Raw genomic sequence first — 18,622 nt, 5'->3', positions numbered from 1 at the left:
TTCGCATATAATCCCACACAGTTTTGGTTACTACGTAAAAATTATGTTTCTAACACCTTATTTTTCAAACACTAATCACCAGTTTCAGTTCACTCGCGAACAAGCAAGCCACTTTGCAAAACGTGTCGCAGGTGACTACAACCCAATCCACGATGAAGATAACAAACGTTTTTGTGTCCCTGGGGACTTACTTTTCGCAGTGCTTCTTAGTAAAGAAGGCGTCAGCCAAAAGATGCGTTTTAACTTCTCTGGCATGGTAAACGATGGTGTAGCACTTCATATTGAAAATAAGTGTGAAAAAGAAAGCGCCGTTGTTGACGAGGCAGGTAAAGAATACTTACACATGTCCCGTGAAGGTGAGACTAACCACGATCCGGCATTTATTGAGCATGTCGTAACAAATTACGTGCAATTCTCTGGCATGAACTTCCCTCACATCATGGTTCCTCTTATGGAAGAGAAGCAAATGATGATCAACTGCCAACGTCCATTAGTTATTTATGAAAGCATGGAAGTTGAATTTTCACGCTTAGACCTTACGCATCCTGAAGTGGATTTCACTGGCGCAACGTTCGACGTGGAAGGCAAACGTGGGGTAGTCACCTTAAACTTTGCGTTCAAAGAAGACGGTGAAGTCGTTGGCAAAGGCATCAAGCGCATGGTTGCAAGCGGCTTGAAGCCATATGACCAAGAAGCGGTTGATGACCTTGTACGCCGTTTCAATGAACGTAAGGATTCATTCCTAGCAAAGTTCGTTAAGGCAGCCTAATCGACTGCCTCAACTCAAGAAGCGCAAAAACGTATTTAAATAAAGAAAGCCCAAAACTGATGTTGGGCTTTCTTTTTACTTCTTATCCAAATAAAACCGAACTCGACGCTCAAATCCAGCGGCGGACGTGGTTTTTATAATCCACATACTCTTCACCAAACAATCGCTCTAGCACACGTTCCTCTGGCTTGATTTGAAATCGATTCATATAACTGACAAATACAACGCTACAAAGCACCACACTCAAGTGCTGCCACCACAAACCAATTGCAATGATTAGAAGCAGTAGCGCCATATACATCGGATTGCGCGAAAAAGAAAATACGCCAGTTCTCACCACGGAAGAGGCCGTGTCAGGCTTTACAGGGTTAACCGTCGTTTTTACTTTATGGAATTCATACACACCAGCAATGCCCATATAACCAGAGAGCAAAGTTAACCCGCCAACCACAACCTCGACAAAGGGCACGCTAATATTCAGGCTCGGCACCAGAACTGTCAGTCCATACATGAGTAGTATGACCAACAAAAACACCGCAACAGGTGGGACTTTGAGTTCAAGTTTTCTCAAGATTCATATCCTTTGAAATTGTTGTATGTGACTTCTAAAAAAGCCCAGTAAAACTGGGCTTAATTTGATGTGATTATATCAAAGTTAACAGCGCCTGAACGGGATGTTTGGGCTTTGTTCCTTCAAAGCGTTTTACTTGGCTGCGGCAAGAGTAGCCAGTAATCAAACATCTCTCGTTATCTAACTTATCTAAGCTTGGCTTCCAGCTTAAATTGTAAATGTCTTTCGACATCGACAACTTATCGACCTCGTGACCAAACGTACCCGCCATACCACAACAACCAACAGGAACCGTATTTAAAACTGCACCAAAGTGAGCAAAAATAGCGCCCCACTCTTTTTCCGCATTCGGCATTTTGGTTTTTTCAGTACAGTGCGCAAACAGATACCAAGGTTCCTGCGCCTTATGCTCTCCGCTTTCAAACGCTTCTAGTCTTGGGTAAAGCCATTCGTGGGCCGTTAGTACATCGAAATCACCTCGCTTACTGCCAAGTACTTCAGCGTATTCATCTCGATAACACAGCACCAATGCAGGATCGACACCAACTAAAGGAATATCCAGATCCGCTACCATCGCCAAGAACTTCGCTGTATCGGCGGCTGTATCCTTAAACTGACGTAGAAAGCCTTTAATGTGTTGTGCTTTACCATTCGGCTTAAATGGCAGAAGCACCGGATGCATACCCAGCTTTTTCAATAATTTAACGAAGTCTTCTACGACATCGGCGTCGTAGTAGCTAGTGAATGGGTCTTGAACAATTAAAACATGCTTGCTCTTTTCAGACGAAGACAAACCGCTGAGCGCTTGCAGATCATAAGGCGTTGTCAGCGACTCTACTCGTTGTTTCAATGTAGGTACTGATAACAACGGCGCATCGACATACCCAACTGTTGAAGCCGTTAAGCTCTTGACCCACGACTGCTTCAAAACACCGTTTACGACACCTGGCGCTTTCGCCATCATCGGCAGCATAGTCTCTATGTTCGCAACCAGATAATCTTTTGCTGGACGTTGGTAACGAGAGTGATAAATGTTTAAAAAGCGTGAGCGGAAACTCGGAACGTCGACTTTAATCGGACACTGGCTCGCACACGCTTTACACGCTAAACAACCATTCATCGCTTCATACACTTCGTGGGAGAAATCGTATTCGTGACGACGATTGATAGAATGACGTACGCGGTCAATCATGGTTTTGATTGATGTTTTGTTTTCTAGCGTTTGCTTTTCTAAGTCAAGGATATCAATGCCTTGTTCAGTGAGCTGACGCAACCACTCGCGAACCAAACCCGCACGACCTTTCGGTGAATGACGACGATCGGCTGTTACTTTCATCGATGGACACATTGGCGAGCTGGTATCGTAGTTAAAACACAAACCGTTACCGTTACACTCCATCGCTTGCTTAAAGCTGTCACGTACTTGAACGTCAATCTGACGGTCATAGTAACCACGTTTGGTATCGGTAACTTTTACTAACTCTGCATCGCTATCAAGCGGCGTACAGATTTTGCCCGGGTTCATTTTGTTGTGTGGATCGAATGCCGCTTTCACACGTCTCAGTTCAGTAAACAACTCGTCGCCGAAAAACTCAGGGCCATATTCTGAGCGGAAACCTTTGCCATGTTCACCCCACATCAAACCGCCGTATTTCGCCACCAGCTTGACCACTTCATCAGAAACTTCGTGCATCAATGCTTCTTGGTGCGGGTCACACAAATCCAACGCAGGACGTACGTGAAGCACCCCGGCATCGACGTGACCAAACATGCCGTAATTCAGAGACTTGCTGTCTAACAGCTCTCGAAACTCTACAATGAAGTCCGCCAGGTTTTCTGGTGGTACACAGGTATCTTCAGCGAATGCGACCGGTTTCGCGCGGCCTTTTGCTGCGCCTAACAAACCCACCGCTTTTTTACGCATGTTGTAAATACGCCCGATACTCGCTACATCGTTACAGACTTGGTAACCGATGATGCCCGCTTCTTCTGTTTCCAGCATGGTATCGAGCTTGGCGGTCAGCGCTGCAACCTGATCAGCGACTTCCTCTTCGTCCTGACCTGCGTATTCCACCATATTGATGCCAAGCATCTCTTTATTTGGAACATCGGTAAGTAAATCGCTCACAGTGTGCCAAACGATATCTTGCTTCGCGAGATTAAGCACTTTTGAGTCAACGGTTTCTACAGATAGCGCCTTCGCTTCTACCATAAACGGTGCATTACGCAGTGCAGAATCAAAGCTGTTGTATTTAACGTTAACCAAAGTACGCGCTTTCGGGATTGGCGTCAGGTTAAGCTTTGCTTCGGTAATAAATGCCAATGAACCTTCAGCGCCGCACAGTACTCGTGTGATATCGAAACGGTCACCGTCTTCATTCAAGGCATTTTTTAAATCGTAGCCCGTTAAAAAGCGGTTAAGAGGAGGGAATTTATCTACGATCTGCTGGCGTTTTTCACGACATACGGATTCCGTTACTCGTAACGCCTTGGCAGCAAACTCGCCTTCTTTTGGGTAGCCGTTGGACAGATCTGATTCTAAAACTGAGCCATCAGCAAACACCGCTTGTAGCGACAAAACATGATCGGATGTTTTTCCGTATTTCAGAGAACCTTGACCAGAAGCATCGGTGTTGACCATTCCGCCAATTGTTGCACGGTTACTGGTAGATAAGTCTGGAGAGAAGAAGTAACCGTAAGGGCGAACCGCATCATTTAGCTGGTCTTTCACTACACCAGTTTGTACACGAACCCAGCCTTCTTTCTCATTAATCTCAAGCACTTTGTTCATGTGGCGAGACATATCCACCACAATACCTTTGGTTAGCGACTGACCATTGGTCCCTGTGCCGCCACCACGAGGTGAAAAGGTAATTCGTTCGTACTTTTCTTTATTGCTCAGTTTCCCGAGGAGAGAAACATCTTCTGTCGTTTTGGGATGAACGACAGACTGAGGAAGTTGCTGGTAAACACTGTTGTCAGTGGCAACCGCTAGTCGGCTTGAATATTGGCTTTCGATATCACCAGTGAATCCGGCGTGCTCAAGCTCTTTCAGAAAACTAAGAACAAGAGGATCGACATCAGTTTGCGAGTGTAATCTTGGTAACATTTGCTTCCTGCCCCTACGACGCTGAATCCGATCAGCTGCGGGTTATGTAATTATTTGCTCACTTCTCATACAAGTTGGCGTTCAACGAAACAAAACACCACAAAAGAGTAAGTGAAGTAATATTCTTTGAATTTCGTCACTTTACAACATTTAAAAAGACGAGCAAATCAGAATCTCGATACAATAATTAAACTTATGCTTTATTTTTTCACGCTTGATGCCTTACATTGGGGAACGAATCGCGTTTCTAGATGAGTTTTCAGAATGAAAAAAAATAAAATTGTGACCACTGAAGATATCCTTCTCAAACTTTGCCAGTCTGTTTCTGGCGTCCTTACTTCGGCGACATCTTCTCAAGTAAATTACTCTGCAATGGTGCAAAAAATCCACAAGACTAGCCTCAAGCCAGATTTTGGCTGTTTTGTTCTGTTTGATGGCGGGTTTACCGGGCTGGTCGTAATTAATTTTACGGCAAAAGCCGCATTAGAGATCTACACCAACTACATGCGTAATATGGGTATGCCAGAAGAAGAACTGGCAATATCTCATACTTCTGACGAGGTGGGAGATGTTCTGGGTGAACTAATGAACCAACTGGTTGGAGATTTCACCAATAAAATTCGTAAAGAGCTGCAAACGAACATCACACAAAACCAGCCAAAAATGATGGCGCTGAATAAGCAAGTCATCTTACAAGTGGATACCAACCTTGACCGCCCTCAAGCTCGCCGAGTGACGTTCTCCACCGAAAATAACAACATTTTCTACCTAGAGTTGGCAATGGACAAAACTGAGTTCATCCAACTAGAAGAGTTTGAAATCGCAGAAGACGAAAATCCAGACGATATTTTAGAAGCAACACGTAAAAATATGGCTGAGAAAGAATCTAAATCGTCGAGTTCAAACGATGACGCCGATGATTTACTCAACCAGCTCGGGTTGTAATTCCAACTAATCTTAATGAAGAATGGCTTCTTAGACACAAGTACGACTTCATACTGATTATGACGAACTAAAACGCCTAGCCTCGCCTTCCGCGGGGCTTCTTTTTATGTCCATAAACCACCTTCACTCCCACCTTGTATTTCGTTTTTATGTCAAAAAAGGTAATATGTCTGACTTCATAAATTTTCTGCTTTCGTTACTGGTTGTCGATGGATAAACAAAAAGCTCTGAAAAAAATCGCCAAGTGCTTAGAACTGGGCAATTCCGCTAATGTTAATGAGGCTGCCAATGCTATCAAAATGGCACATCGCCTCATGCTCAAATATGGTCTGGATAAAGACGATATTGAGTTTATCAGAATGGGGAAAACACAATCTTCCCACCTACTACCAGCGAATATCAGTTCTACCATATTGCGAGTGATTCGCGGCATTAACACTAAATTCGGTGTTGAAGCGGTGTTGTTGAATCACAAAGGGCTCAAACGTGTCGAGTTTATCGGTGAAGCAGATCGCGCGATTTTTGCTGCATTTGCTTTCGATATTATTTATCGCGAGATGAACGAAAGTACCGGACAATTCCGAAACAGCTTCGCAGGTACGGGCACCTCTTCTCAAGAGGTGACTCGCCGCGTGAACTCATTTGTATCTGGTTGGGTAGAGGGCGCGATAGAGAAACTTCCAGTCATTTCCCCAGACGAAGAGTCGGCCAACAAAATCAATGATTATATTGATAAAGAATTCCAAAACATTGACCGCGAAACCTTCAAGAAGCAACTGAAAGAAGCGATGAAAAACCTAACCGAAGACTACGAAGTGGGCTTAAAGAAAGGTAGAAGAGTCTCCGTTAACCGTGGTGTTGGCGGCGAGCAAGCGCGTAAAATGTTGGGCAATCCATCGAAATAACCAGAACAGCAATTGATTAACGTAGGTCCCAATATTCCAATGTGATTGGGACCTACTTTTTAAAGTTGTGATAGTAACGATAAGAATTTTCTTACAGAAACTCTTATCAATCTTACTTTCTCATAACAAATATCAATGCTTACTTATTCATAATTCGCATCCCATTATGAGGCATGGTTTCGCCTCAGTTTTATACGGAGATTTTCCCTTGAAAAAGATGCCTATTGCACTAGCTCTAGTGCTAGCTCTTACTGGCTGTCAAGCCACTCAACGCCAAAATGCAACAACGGGTGAATACGAAACTAACTCAACCACGCAAGGCGCGCTTATTGGTGCTATCGCTGGTGCAGCAATCGGTCTAGCAACGGGCGATGACGCTAAAGAACGTCGTCAGCATGCACTCATTGGTGCGGCCGCAGGCGGAGCGACTGGCGCTGGCGTTGGTTACTACTTTGACCAACAAGAAGCAGAATTGCGTCGCGCTTTGCTAAACTCTGGTGTACAAGTTCAGCGTGTTGGTGAGAACCAGCTTTTACTGCGTATGGAAAATGGTATCGGCTTCTCTTCAAGCTCTTACCAGCTTGATGCTAGCATTCATAATACGCTACGCGGTGTTGCTCGCATCTTGGTTGAATACCCAGATACCAGCCTTGTTATCGACGGTTACACTGATAGCACGGGCAGTGAGTCATACAACCAAACGTTGTCTGAGCGTCGTGCAGAGTCCGTACGTCAATTCCTAGTATCTCAAAACGTTGCACCTGGTCGTGCAATTGCACGTGGCTACGGCGAACGTAACCCAATTTGCTCAAACCAAACTTCTGAAGGTCGTGCGTGCAACCGTCGTGTTGAAATCCAGATCTTGCCACTGAAGTAATTTGGTTGCACCATAGCGGTAATAATAAAAAATTACCGGAGCAGGCCTAACCATAATCGTTAGGCCTGACATATCAATGTCTGTCAAAACGTCTGCCCTACTCTGCTTATTTAGCCTCTGCTTTTCTGGTTACTCGCTTGCCTCTCAAGCTCCAAATGACCCCATAGAACAATACGAGTACGCACAACAATTATTGGCATCAAACAAAGCTGAAGCCTCAACAGAAACACGCTACTGGCTAGAGCAATCCGCCAACCAAGGTTACCTCCCTGCGCAAAAACAGCTCGCGAACGACTTTGCTAAAGGGATAAATGGCGAAAAAAATGAAACACAAGCGTTATATTGGCTAACCTCTATCGCACTCAATGACCCAACCGATCGTGGCTTTCTTCTCGCCGATTTTATTCAGCGCAATCAAGATAAGGTCACAACTTCTCAATTGACTGAAGCCTTGTATCAAATGGCTTCTCAGCATAATCCAGCAGCAGAACAAGCATATAATCAACTGTTAGAGCAGCGCTTCAACCAACTGCGAGCTAAACAAGTCTCGCAAATAAAGTCGCTCGATAAAAAGGCTGAACAAACACAAGAAGAGAAAAGCACAGTTGCAAACCCCAAGGTAGAATACTCGCAGTTTTTATGGCTGATCTGGCTAGCGGCGATACTCATCATCTGCGGCTTAAGTTTTCTCGTGATCAAGAAACTTAAGCAGAATAGAAAAGCGCGTGAAGCCAAAGAGGAAAGCCAAAATCAACGAATGGCGGCAAAAGTTAAAGAGCTAGAGTTTACGAATAAGCAACTGAAGCGTCAGTTAGAGAAAGTATTCAAAGAATTTAAGAAATCCAAAACCCAGGCAGAGAACCATAAGCTAAGCGTCGCATGCGCCATGTTTGGCTACACACCACAACACATCCCTGATTTACAAGCAATAAAGCTACGCTATAGACAGCTATCAAAGCTTTATCATCCGGACACAAGAGGCAGTGAAGAAGAAATGAAGCGACTCAATCATGCCTTTAAGCTTGTCTCACAAAATGTTACAAAACAGTAAAAACAGGTCAGGAAACTTTGGCTAGCATGCTTCTAGAGCCATATAATCAAGCGCCGCAATCGATCTCCCTCTCAAACAAATTAACAGACATTTAACTTAAGTCTCGCTTTTATGCCATAATGCTCAGCGCAAAATAACACCTAACGACTCAAATTAATCTAGGTGGGGAGAAAATCAATGTTCACTGAAGAAGGCACCTGTGATTGGTGTAAAAAACCTAGTCTTGTAACTCGTCACGATTATTTAGATGGCAAGCACCATTACTCATGTAAAGCTTGTTACGACATGGCAAAAATCGACGTGCGCCTATTTAACCAAGGCGAATTGCAAATGCGCGAACGCTTGCAACGAGCGAGCTAAGCAAGACGGAATCAACGGAACTGATTTTCAAAAGCGCCTTTTAAGGCGCTTTTTTGATCGGCCAAGCCCTATTTCCAATCTCTATCTCGTATTCCCTCCTATCCTACATAGCATGTCGCATCGGTTATCAGCCCCTCTCCTACTGTATACAAACCACTGCCCGTGAAAAAACACCTGTATATACAGTAGTAACCCCTTGTATGTCTCTCGTCCAATTTTCTACTCATCTCACATTTTTAAATTGATGTTAGACATATCAGAAATGAAAAATAACCAAATAAATTCAGACACTTAAAATAAAATCCTTTTGTTTCCTTCTCAAAAAAACGCAAATAACTTTTGATAAACGGGTTGATCAGGTCGTCAAAACAAACTACTGTATACACATACAGCATGTATAAAGGAACAGTAAGATGCAGTTACAAAGTCAATCTCATACATACTCTCGTTACAACGTATTGGCACAAGCAACTCAGCCCATGGCCGTTTCGGATCAGCTTCTATCTAAGCTGGCTGTTTTATCGCAGCAGAAACAATGGATTTTGTTTACAGCAGACTGCCCTCGCCCTGACTTTGAACAACTCACTGCTTCTAATATTTGCTGTAGAAACGTGATTCAAATGAAGCCTTCTCAACAGCTTTCAGAAGTCGAGATCGTGATCAAAGCCATCCGATCAGGTAATGCCAGTGCTGTTGTCGCATCAAATAAAATTGCACTTATGAATCAATCTATGTTGCGCGACATGGCGCAGCGCTATCAGTGTGAGGTTTTTTTCGTCGAAGGCAGAGTTAATAAGTACCACTAATAAGTTCGACGTTATCCATCCTGCATCTCGCCTCCTTTTTAAGGGGGCTTTTTTTGTATTAAAGAAAATAAGCAAACGTTTGCTTTTTCTCTGGCGAGTTAAAATAGTTCTGGTATGATGCCCACATTCGATTTATTCAGCGCCCACATTTTGCTGAATATCTTCTCTTTCTGACGTTTGATTAAGATGATAGGAATGTCGCAATGAGCCTTGCTAATCAAGTACTTGCCGTCAATGACGACCTGCCAATTCGCACCCATAAACCCGTTCACAGCGGAAAAGTTCGTTCAGTTTACTGGTTAACTGAAGAAGACAGTGCCCGACTGATCAAAGAAAAAGGATACGATGTCGCTCCAGATGCGCCTTTGGCTATCATGGTGATTAGCGACCGAATCTCTGCATTCGATTGTATTTGGCATGCTGAAGGTGGTCTTAATGGTGTCCCGGGTAAAGGGGCTGCGCTTAATGCGATTTCTAATCACTGGTTCAAACTGTTCAAAGAAAATGGCTTAGCAGATAGCCATATTCTAGACATTCCTCACCCTTTTGTTTGGATTGTACAAAAAGCCAAACCGGTAAAAATAGAAGCCATCTGCCGCAAATACATCACGGGTTCGATGTGGCGCGCTTACGCAAATGGCGAGCGCGAGTTTTGTGGAATCCAACTTCCTGAAGGGTTAGAAAAAGACAAAGCACTGCCAGAGTTGCTCATGACCCCATCCACAAAAGGCATTCTAAAAGGTATTCCCGGTGTGCCAGAAGCGGATGACGTGAATATTACTCGTCAAAACATCGTAGACAACTACGAAGCATTTAACTTCTCAAGTGCCGACGATATCGCACTCTACGAAAAACTGCTGAAAGAAGGCTTTAACGTTATCAGCCAAGCGTTAGAAGAAATCGACCAAATCTTTGTCGATACCAAATTCGAATTTGGTTATGTTCATGATGCCGCTGGCAATGAAAAGCTGATTTACATGGATGAAGTGGGTACACCAGACTCGTCTCGTATATGGGATGCTAAAGAGTACCAAGCAGGTCACATCGTAGAGAACTCAAAAGAAGGTTTCCGCCAGTTCCTACTTAACCACTTCCCTGACCCAGATATCTTGCTAAACAAAGAACGTATGCCAGAGCGCGAAGCACTCGCTCGTGATAATGCTTTACCCGTCGAATCTTTGATGGCGATTTCGAGCACCTACATTGGTATTGCCGAGAAGATTACAGGCAAGCCGATTCATTTGAGTGAGAATCCGAAAGCGGAAATCATCGAAGTTCTGAGCAAAGAATACGGATTGATTGACTAGCACTGTCGCTAGATTAGCTAAACGCTTTTCAATAAAAAGTCCGCACTAGCCTGCGGACTTTTTTCGTATTAAGCTCAGTTTAGCCGATATTTAACGTAGTGCCATCTGTTGTGGAGGCTGACTTGGTCGTCACCTGATATGTTTTGTCTTTAATCGTTGATACGAAATACCAAGTCGACTTTGCCTTATCGGGCGTAAAAGTAACGCGCATAAAGCCACGCTGTTTGATGTCTGCCCACTGTAATTCTGACACTAAGTGCGGCAACGTGTATTCCATTTGAGCGATCGCAACAGGATCTAACGCTAGGTAGGCCTCTAGCCCAGGGGAACTCACCGAGCTAGTTGCAAACTCTATCCCGATAGGATGCTTAGATACGTCTTTCAGCTCACTTGCCCATGCATTGTGCGTATCTCCTGCCAAGCAGACAAAGTTACCACTGTTGGCTTTGGCCAGTTGATAAACTTTCTCTCGCTCAACGTAGTAACCATCCCATGCATCTAGGTTATACGGGAGAGAAATGGTATCTGAACTTGGGTCAGAGAGGTAACCCGTAATCGCAGAGTTTACTGCTAATAACGCCTCTGTTTTTTGTTCTTCAGTGGCAGTAAACAATTGAAACATAGCGGCCATAACCGAACTTGGCAACTCCATACGAGACATTAACACTTGTTGCCCTAGCACATTCCAAGTTGCGTCGTGCGTACTGAACGCATCCATCAGCCAAGCGAGTTGGTCAGCGCCTAACAGCTCTCGGTCTTCACTGCGCGACTGAGCAACTAAACCGCCAATAGCTTCCATCGTTGGTGAGCTGAGCGAGAAGTAATCCAACGGTTTATCACGCCCCACAAGTCGCGTGTCGAGCATCATCAAATTGACTAAACTTCCAAACGAAAACTGACGGTAAATCAGCATGTTTGAGAAAGTGTTTTCACGAACGGGCAACCATTCTGTCCACGCGGCAGCCGCAGCTGCACGACGATCATTAAAGCTACCTTCCTCTTCTTGATGGTTTTCCGCACCATTTTTCCAAGTATCATTTGCAAGCTCATGGTCATCCCAGACAGCAATCATTGGTAGGCTCGCATGTAACGCTTGCAGATCAGCATCTTGGCGATATTGCGCATACCGTTTTCGGTAATCATCTAAGGTAATGCATTCAGTGCCTTTGCTTGGCTCTCGCCCTAGTGCCTCAGCATCTTCACTAGCGTAGCCACCAGCACCATACTCATAAATGTAATCACCGAGATGAAGCACCACATCAAACGGGTCCTGTTCATGTTGATTTAAAATCTCTCGATACACATGGAAATAGCCTGCAGGATAGTTTGCACAAGAAACAACCGCCATGGATGCCTTTTCTACACCATCTTCTGGTAATGTTTGAGTTTGCCCGACTTCGCTAGTTACATCACCAACCATGAATCGATAGTAGTAACGAGAATTTGCGTTGAGATTTTGAACATCGACTTTTACCGTGAAATCTCGGCTCGTGTCCGTGGCAAAAATGCCACTTTGTACGATATCAGTAAAATTTTCATTAGAAGAAACTTGCCAGCTTACATCTGCGTAGCTCGCTGAGGTCGTAACACGAGTCCAAATGATTACTTGTGTTTGAGTAGGATCTCCACTCGCCACTCCGTGCTCAAAGGTAACCGCAACAGATTCACTAGCATCGCTACCACAGCCCACCAGCCCGGTAACAATAGCCGTTGAAGAGGCAGCTTTCATAAAGTCTCGACGAGACAAAGACATATTGACTTCCTTTCTTATTGTGTTTGTTTTTATGCCCAAATGACGTGGTGACTCAATCATCCTTGTGTGCCAATAAGGGACGTTAATTCGAACTTACAGTACCAACCACTTAGTCGGTAATTTGTCCTAAAAACACAAAGTTAGAAGCTAGTTATGACAATTGCATTTCCAAACGTTACATTTTTGTTAATTTAAGTGCAAATACTCTATATTCATCACACTTCCAAGACCTGTGACAAAAACCTCAAAATAAAAAAGCGACCTACTTTGAGGTCGCTTTTCATTGCACTATTGTTAAGTAGTACATCGATGAAGTGGAAATACTCAGCCTAAAACTTGATGTTAAGGACATCTTGTTCTGACGTGTCCACTTTCAACTGACTGCGAGATTCTATGTACTCGATTTGCTGAACATCGAGCGAATATGGCATAACGACTCGCAATTCATTGATCCCTTCATGTTTAGCTAACTGGGTTAAGCGGACCAAATTGGATTCATCACTTTTACGAGAAGACATCGATTTTAATGCAGCATCCCACAACCGATCTTCAGGCTTGCTCAATTCCGCAATGTTCTGCTTCCACATCAAACCGAAAATAGGCGCGATGGTGGCAAATGCCTCTAAAAAGGTCCATTTTTTACTACCTGTCGCCCCTAAAAAGCTAGTGTAGTCGAATTCAATGCACGTCTTTCCTTGTTGATCCATTCTATGCCCCCGACACTCGAAAATGAGATATACCAAATATCGTTCAACTGTTTTGATATAGCAATGGGATATAAAACATTCGTCTTTTATGCACTAATTTACATGCAAAAGGAAATATTAAAACCAGCTTTGTAACAACTGATGTACAGCTTCGCCATATATAAGCATTCAATTGATTAATATTTCAATTAAGAAACTAAAAACAACACGTAAGTAACGATATCAATATGAAATCATTATAGATTCACCAAGAAAATATCAACTCTTGTCACAACGTCATCCGCCTACCTACTTCACATCAATCACTCGACTGGCCTTTTTATACTGTATCTTCCAACCAGCCCAGCGTGGCAACTCCCAACGCTTCGGGTCTCCCTTACGGTTTCCCTCTCGATAAACGACCTGTACTAGCTTGCGAGACGCGTAATACTCAACATCCAGTTGGAGTTCTGGCAGCGAAAGTTCTAAAGGGTACTGCTCCGTGAAATCGTCGTATTCCCATTCTGGAACACCGTTAAATGTTAAGTCTTCCGGTTCAAACAACGCCATATCATCGACATTTTCAACGCCTAATGTTTCCAACTGATCCTTTAACCAGCTAGAAAATGTCAAGGAGGCCAAGTCGTTAACCTCTTCTCCTTCGACATTAAGGCCCAATGCGTTGTAGAGTTTCCAGTGTTGGATTTGTTGTTTTCTTTGAGAAGCAAATCCTGGTAACAGTGTCTCGTCTTCTATCATTTCGACAATAGACTGAACAGCAACATCACCTTGTAACGCTTGATGTTCAGAACAGATTGTTCGCCCGGCGTAGACCAAATGCATTGTTGCTCTTGGCGTCTCTTCTTCATAATTCGTCTCACCTTGTTGCCACTCCCCAAATTCAAGTTCGCGTAATAATGTCAGCGGGATAGGCATCATGACCGATGCGAGGTTTAGTGTTTGCTTAACACCTCGTCCTGGCACGCTATGGCTATCTAGCACAATGGCCGCTTCTTCTTTATCAGGAAAGCGGCTGTTACGCCCAACCAGCATCTCGACTACGCCATTTCCTAGAGCATCTCTTCGACGAGCTCGTCGGACAAACACAAGCTCAGGGTGCAATGAGGCGATGGAGAAAAAGAGCGCTTCACGTTTATATCGAGAGGCAACGTCAAGTTCCGGTAATTCAAATACTTCTCGCATTTGTTTTGCTAAACCTTGTGCCTCTTCGAGTGCGCTGGCATCAATGACAATACCAGGGAGTCGCTCCCCCCGAACCAAACGGATTAGCAAAGAGGCATCACATCCGTATGGCTCCTCTTGAGATAGAAGCTCAGCGACTTCACCACTTTGTCGCTGATAGAGTTGAGCAGGCACAGATAATGCTGCTGCCAAGTCAATCATTGCTTCCTTCTCTGGCCTCGCTTGAATTCTGGTAACGAGATCGGCAAACAGTGCATCAATAGGTAGTGGGTATACTTTTCTACCGTGCTGCGTGACATTGCCATCCTCATCAATCGCTTCCATAGATAACAACGTCGAATGAGATGCCTCTAGCGACTTTGGGGGAATTGAGTCGAGAAAATCGAGTGTTGAGAGACGATACCCACAACAAGCTGCTGCCAGCATGGGCTCGACGAGCTCTTCTCTGTGTAATTCTGGAGGTGTCACCAACTCTAAAGGCGCGTGCTCACCATATAGACGAATACAAGCCCCTTCGGCAACGCGACCTGCTCGCCCCATTCGCTGCGCGGCACTGGCCTTAGAAATGTTGGTTAGCGTCAGTGCTGTACGTCCATTTCGTTGTACAGTTCTGCGCTCTAAGCCGCTATCAATGACAACTCGGATGTTAGGTATCGTTAAGGAGGTTTCCGCAACATTGGTTGCCAATACGACTTTTCGTTGTTTTTGCGTAGTTAACGCGCGGTGCCGTTCTTCATCACTAACCGAGGCATGAAGTTTGACCACCATGACATCGCCGCAACTTTGTAACATCTGAGCACATTGGGTGATCTCTTTGCGTCCAGGCAGGAAAACAAGAATATCGCCATCTTCATCTTCCAATGCTTCTTTTACCGCTCTGAAAACCTCTTGTTCACATCCCTTCTTATTCGGTAAATAACGGCTGTCTAAAGAACGATGTGTCACCGTGACTGGAAAGCAACGCCCTTCAAATTGCAGACGCTTCGCATTCAGGTAACGCGCTAGCTTTTCGCCCTCCAGCGTAGCGGAAGTGACGATCAACCGATGTTGATTTTCTTGCTTCAAAATTGCGGTTAATAGATCAATATCCCAGCGTCGCTCGTGAAATTCGTCCACTATCACGATATCGAAGCCTGCTAGCTTGTTTTCCGCAAACCAACGCAGTGCGACTCCCGGAGTCACAAATACAACTTCGGTTTTTTCATCAAAGTAGGCATGAAGCTTGATCGCGTAACCGACTTTGCGACCTATTGGCTCACCAGATTGCTCCGCAAGATATTCAGCCAACGAGGTACAAGCAATTCGACGTGGTTCAATAACCAGCACGCGTCCGTGTTTTGCCGCCCACATAGGCAAACGGGTAGATTTACCTGACCCGGTTTCGGCTTCCACCACGAGATGGTTTTGGTTCACATGTTGGTCAAACTCAGCTTGCAGGCTGTCGATAGGTAGTTGAAACATAGAAATTGGATTTGATTTGATGATGCAGAACATTATACCCAAGTAAAAAAATCCTGCTTTAGGTATCTCTAAACAACCAATATTGCCGATATTTTCGGCGGTATCTGAGTTTTTTTGCGACATTACATTGATGTGCATCAACGCATGTTTACAACTAAATGGTGAACCCGTTAAAATTTGGTGCGCATCCTTCAACCCTACATAAGGCACCCAATGAACAACGATAAACGCCCACTATATATTCCATATGCGGGTCCGGCTCTTTTAGCAACCCCTCTTTTGAACAAAGGCAGTGCATTCTCTGCTGAAGAACGTAGTTCATTCAACTTAGAAGGCTTGCTTCCAGAGTCTACCGAAACAATCCAAGAGCAGGTGGAACGTGCCTACCAGCAATACAAGAGTTTCGAAAGCGATATGGATAAGCACATTTATCTGCGTAATATCCAAGACACCAACGAAACACTGTATTACCGCCTAGTGCAAAACCACATTTCTGAGATGATGCCTATCATCTACACGCCAACTGTCGGCGCAGCATGTGAAAACTTCTCTAACATTTACCGCCGTGGTCGTGGTCTATTCATTTCATATCCGAACCGTGACCGTATTGACGACTTGCTGAATAATGCAGCAAACCACAACGTTAAAGTGATTGTTGTGACAGATGGTGAACGTATCCTTGGCTTGGGTGACCAAGGTATCGGCGGCATGGGTATTCCTATTGGTAAACTGTCACTTTATACCGCGTGTGGTGGTATCAGCCCTGCTTACACGCTACCAATCGTGCTTGATGTGGGTACCAATAACCCGCAACGTTTAGCTGATCCGATGTACATGGGTTGGCGTCACCCTCGTATTACGGGTGCAGAATACGATGCATTTGTAGAAGAGTTTATTCAAGCAGTACAGCGCCGTTGGCCTGATGCCTTGATCCAGTTCGAAGACTTTGCTCAGAAAAATGCGATGCCTCTTCTTGAGCGTTACAAAGATCGCGTGTGCTGCTTCAATGATGATATTCAAGGCACGGCGGCCGTTACTGTTGGCTCTCTACTTGCAGCCTGTAAAGCAGCAGGTACTCAGCTGTCTAAACAGCGTATCACCTTCTTGGGCGCTGGCTCTGCTGGTTGCGGTATCGCAGAAGCGATCATCGCACAAATGGTATCGGAAGGGATTTCTGACGAGCAAGCTCGCTCACAAGTTTACATGGTTGACCGTTGGGGTCTGTTACAAGAAGGTATGCCTAACCTTCTTGATTTCCAACAACGCCTGGTGCAGAAACATACCAATACGAAAGAGTGGGAAAATGAAGGAAATGGCTTCTCACTCCTCGACGTTATGCGTAACGCCAAACCAACGGTACTGATTGGTGTTTCTGGTGCTCCTGGCCTATTTAGCCAAGAAGTCATCGAAGAAATGCATAAACACTGTAAGCGTCCGATTGTCTTCCCACTATCGAACCCAACAAGCCGCGTAGAAGCAACACCTAACGACATCATTCGCTGGACAAATGGTGAAGCACTGGTTGCAACAGGTAGCCCATTTGAGCCTGTGGTTCATGAAGGTCGCACTTACCCTATTGCCCAATGTAACAACAGCTACATCTTCCCAGGCATTGGCCTTGGTGTACTTGCTGTAAACGCAAAACGTGTCACCGACGAAATGCTAATGGAATCGAGCCGTGCGCTCGCAACATGCTCTCCTCTAGCAATCAACGGTCGTGGTGCACTACTTCCACCGTTGGAAGAGATTCACTCGGTATCGAAAAAAATCGCGTTTGCTGTTGGTAAGAAGGCAATCGAACAAGGTGTGGCATTAGAAATTACTGATGAAGCATTAAACGTAGCGATTGAGCAATCGTTCTGGCAGCCGGTTTACCGTCGCTACAAACGCACTGCGTTTTAAGCTTGAGACATTTCGTTTAATAATTAGCCCCTACCATGTAGGGGCTTTTAATTTTTTATCATCCTAACCAGATTTTGGCATAAATGGGCTTCTCTCTTTTTGTTTCTATCAGATATGATGAGAACTACATTTTTAGTTAAGGATATAAAACGTTTTGTTGTTTTCTCGCATAAGATCAAAGTGGAAGCTGAAATTTTCCTGGAAGCGACTTGCTTTGATTTTGTCGATCTCTGTACTTAGTCTGCTTGTTTCTGTTATTGCCATCGACCGGTGGGTGGTTTTACAAGCCAAAGAAAGCATTTTCACTGAATACGAACAAATACCTCAACATGAGGTTGCTGTGGTTCTCGGTACCAGTAAATACATCGGTAAGATCCTCAACACTTACTACACTCATCGCATTAATGCGGCGATTGAGCTTTACAACCAAGGCAAAGTAAAACAGTTTTTATTGAGTGGCGATAACGCCCATCGCTCCTACAACGAACCGTGGACGATGAAACGCGACTTACTTAAAGCCGGTGTGCCTGAGGAAGTGATTCACCTTGATTATGCTGGCTTTCGTACTCTAGATTCGATTGTGAGGGCGAAAAAGATTTTTGCTTCGGAGCGCTTTCTGATTGTGACTCAGCGCTTCCATTGTGAGCGAGCGCTGTTTATTGCCGATGCTTACAACATTGATGCGCAGTGTCTTGCGGTAGCAGGACCTACGACAAACAAACAAAAAACATCAATGCGTATTCGAGAGTTGCTCGCCCGTGTGAAAGCCTTTTTAGACCTCTACATTATTAATACGCAGCCCAAGTTTCTTGGTCCTCAAGAGCCTATCGTTGCAGTAAAAGAGCCGGAAAAAATCTCTAATGAGCCTCTGCAAGTTCCCGTCGAATAGAGGAACAACGCAGCTCACAAGGCTAATA

15 protein-coding genes are annotated in these 18,622 nt (G+C 44.5%); 10 read left to right on the top strand and 5 right to left on the bottom strand.

Features of this window, described 5'->3' with window-relative positions; translation table 11 throughout:
* Positions 1-43 precede the first annotated feature (43 nt).
* The gene (locus tag ACZ5ZC_RS14215; RefSeq protein WP_464932004.1) at positions 44-769 is read left to right on the top strand and encodes a DUF3581 domain-containing protein; all 726 of its coding nucleotides are present in this window, start codon (positions 44-46) and stop codon (positions 767-769) included.
* A gap of 109 nt (positions 770-878) precedes the next feature.
* On the opposite strand, the gene ACZ5ZC_RS14210 is transcribed toward ACZ5ZC_RS14215, so the two are convergent.
* The gene (locus tag ACZ5ZC_RS14210) at positions 879-1,340 is read right to left on the bottom strand and encodes a methyltransferase family protein (protein WP_053807257.1); all 462 of its coding nucleotides are present in this window, start codon (positions 1,338-1,340) and stop codon (positions 879-881) included.
* Between the two features lie 73 nt (positions 1,341-1,413).
* Positions 1,414-4,449, bottom strand: a complete 3,036-nt coding sequence (ydiJ, locus tag ACZ5ZC_RS14205) for a D-2-hydroxyglutarate dehydrogenase YdiJ (protein WP_464932003.1) — start codon at positions 4,447-4,449, stop codon at positions 1,414-1,416.
* A 264-nt stretch (positions 4,450-4,713) separates the two neighbouring features.
* On the opposite strand from ydiJ, the gene ACZ5ZC_RS14200 reads away from it, so the two are divergent.
* The 7 genes from ACZ5ZC_RS14200 to ACZ5ZC_RS14170 all read left to right on the top strand — a co-directional run bounded on the left by ACZ5ZC_RS14200 (position 4,714) and on the right by ACZ5ZC_RS14170 (position 10,700).
* A complete protein-coding gene (locus ACZ5ZC_RS14200) occupies positions 4,714-5,394 on the top strand; it encodes a DUF3334 family protein (RefSeq protein WP_006742601.1) in 681 nt (226 codons plus the stop codon).
* 209 nt (positions 5,395-5,603) lie between these two features.
* Positions 5,604-6,299, top strand: a complete 696-nt coding sequence (locus ACZ5ZC_RS14195; RefSeq protein ID WP_005395879.1) for a DUF2786 domain-containing protein — start codon at positions 5,604-5,606, stop codon at positions 6,297-6,299.
* A gap of 208 nt (positions 6,300-6,507) precedes the next feature.
* Positions 6,508-7,176 carry a YiaD family glycine zipper/OmpA-like lipoprotein gene (locus tag ACZ5ZC_RS14190; RefSeq protein ID WP_005395877.1) on the top strand — a complete coding sequence of 223 codons (669 nt, stop codon included), beginning with the start codon at positions 6,508-6,510 and terminating at the stop codon, positions 7,174-7,176.
* Between the two features lie 76 nt (positions 7,177-7,252).
* On the top strand, positions 7,253-8,227 hold the full coding sequence (locus ACZ5ZC_RS14185) for a J domain-containing protein (RefSeq protein WP_464932002.1): 975 nt from the start codon (positions 7,253-7,255) through the stop codon (positions 8,225-8,227).
* A 177-nt stretch (positions 8,228-8,404) separates the two neighbouring features.
* Positions 8,405-8,587, top strand: coding sequence for a hypothetical protein (locus ACZ5ZC_RS14180; RefSeq protein WP_005377960.1), 183 nt, complete (start codon positions 8,405-8,407; stop codon positions 8,585-8,587).
* A 413-nt stretch (positions 8,588-9,000) separates the two neighbouring features.
* Positions 9,001-9,393: a SulA-like leucine-rich domain-containing protein gene (locus ACZ5ZC_RS14175; RefSeq protein ID WP_048626264.1), complete on the top strand. Its 393-nt coding sequence runs from the start codon at positions 9,001-9,003 to the stop codon at positions 9,391-9,393.
* Between the two features lie 203 nt (positions 9,394-9,596).
* On the top strand, positions 9,597-10,700 hold the full coding sequence (locus ACZ5ZC_RS14170; RefSeq protein WP_006742604.1) for a phosphoribosylaminoimidazolesuccinocarboxamide synthase: 1,104 nt from the start codon (positions 9,597-9,599) through the stop codon (positions 10,698-10,700).
* 79 nt (positions 10,701-10,779) lie between these two features.
* On the opposite strand, the gene ACZ5ZC_RS14165 is transcribed toward ACZ5ZC_RS14170, so the two are convergent.
* The 3 genes from ACZ5ZC_RS14165 to ACZ5ZC_RS14155 all read right to left on the bottom strand — a co-directional run bounded on the left by ACZ5ZC_RS14165 (position 10,780) and on the right by ACZ5ZC_RS14155 (position 15,803).
* The gene (locus ACZ5ZC_RS14165) at positions 10,780-12,453 is read right to left on the bottom strand and encodes an alkaline phosphatase D family protein (protein WP_395200560.1); all 1,674 of its coding nucleotides are present in this window, start codon (positions 12,451-12,453) and stop codon (positions 10,780-10,782) included.
* A gap of 329 nt (positions 12,454-12,782) precedes the next feature.
* The gene (locus ACZ5ZC_RS14160) at positions 12,783-13,160 is read right to left on the bottom strand and encodes a hypothetical protein (RefSeq protein ID WP_005377965.1); all 378 of its coding nucleotides are present in this window, start codon (positions 13,158-13,160) and stop codon (positions 12,783-12,785) included.
* 288 nt (positions 13,161-13,448) lie between these two features.
* The gene (locus ACZ5ZC_RS14155) at positions 13,449-15,803 is read right to left on the bottom strand and encodes a helicase-related protein (RefSeq protein WP_464932139.1); all 2,355 of its coding nucleotides are present in this window, start codon (positions 15,801-15,803) and stop codon (positions 13,449-13,451) included.
* A 213-nt stretch (positions 15,804-16,016) separates the two neighbouring features.
* Between ACZ5ZC_RS14155 and ACZ5ZC_RS14150 the strand changes: the two genes are divergently transcribed.
* Positions 16,017-17,705 carry an NAD-dependent malic enzyme gene (locus tag ACZ5ZC_RS14150; protein ID WP_005395857.1) on the top strand — a complete coding sequence of 563 codons (1,689 nt, stop codon included), beginning with the start codon at positions 16,017-16,019 and terminating at the stop codon, positions 17,703-17,705.
* 154 nt (positions 17,706-17,859) lie between these two features.
* A complete protein-coding gene (locus tag ACZ5ZC_RS14145) occupies positions 17,860-18,594 on the top strand; it encodes a SanA/YdcF family protein (RefSeq protein WP_031780501.1) in 735 nt (244 codons plus the stop codon).
* The last annotated feature ends 28 nt before the right edge of the window (positions 18,595-18,622 follow it).

This window comes from Vibrio sp. JCM 18905 (assembly GCF_055393305.1).
This window is presented reverse-complemented; position numbering and strand designations above follow the sequence as displayed.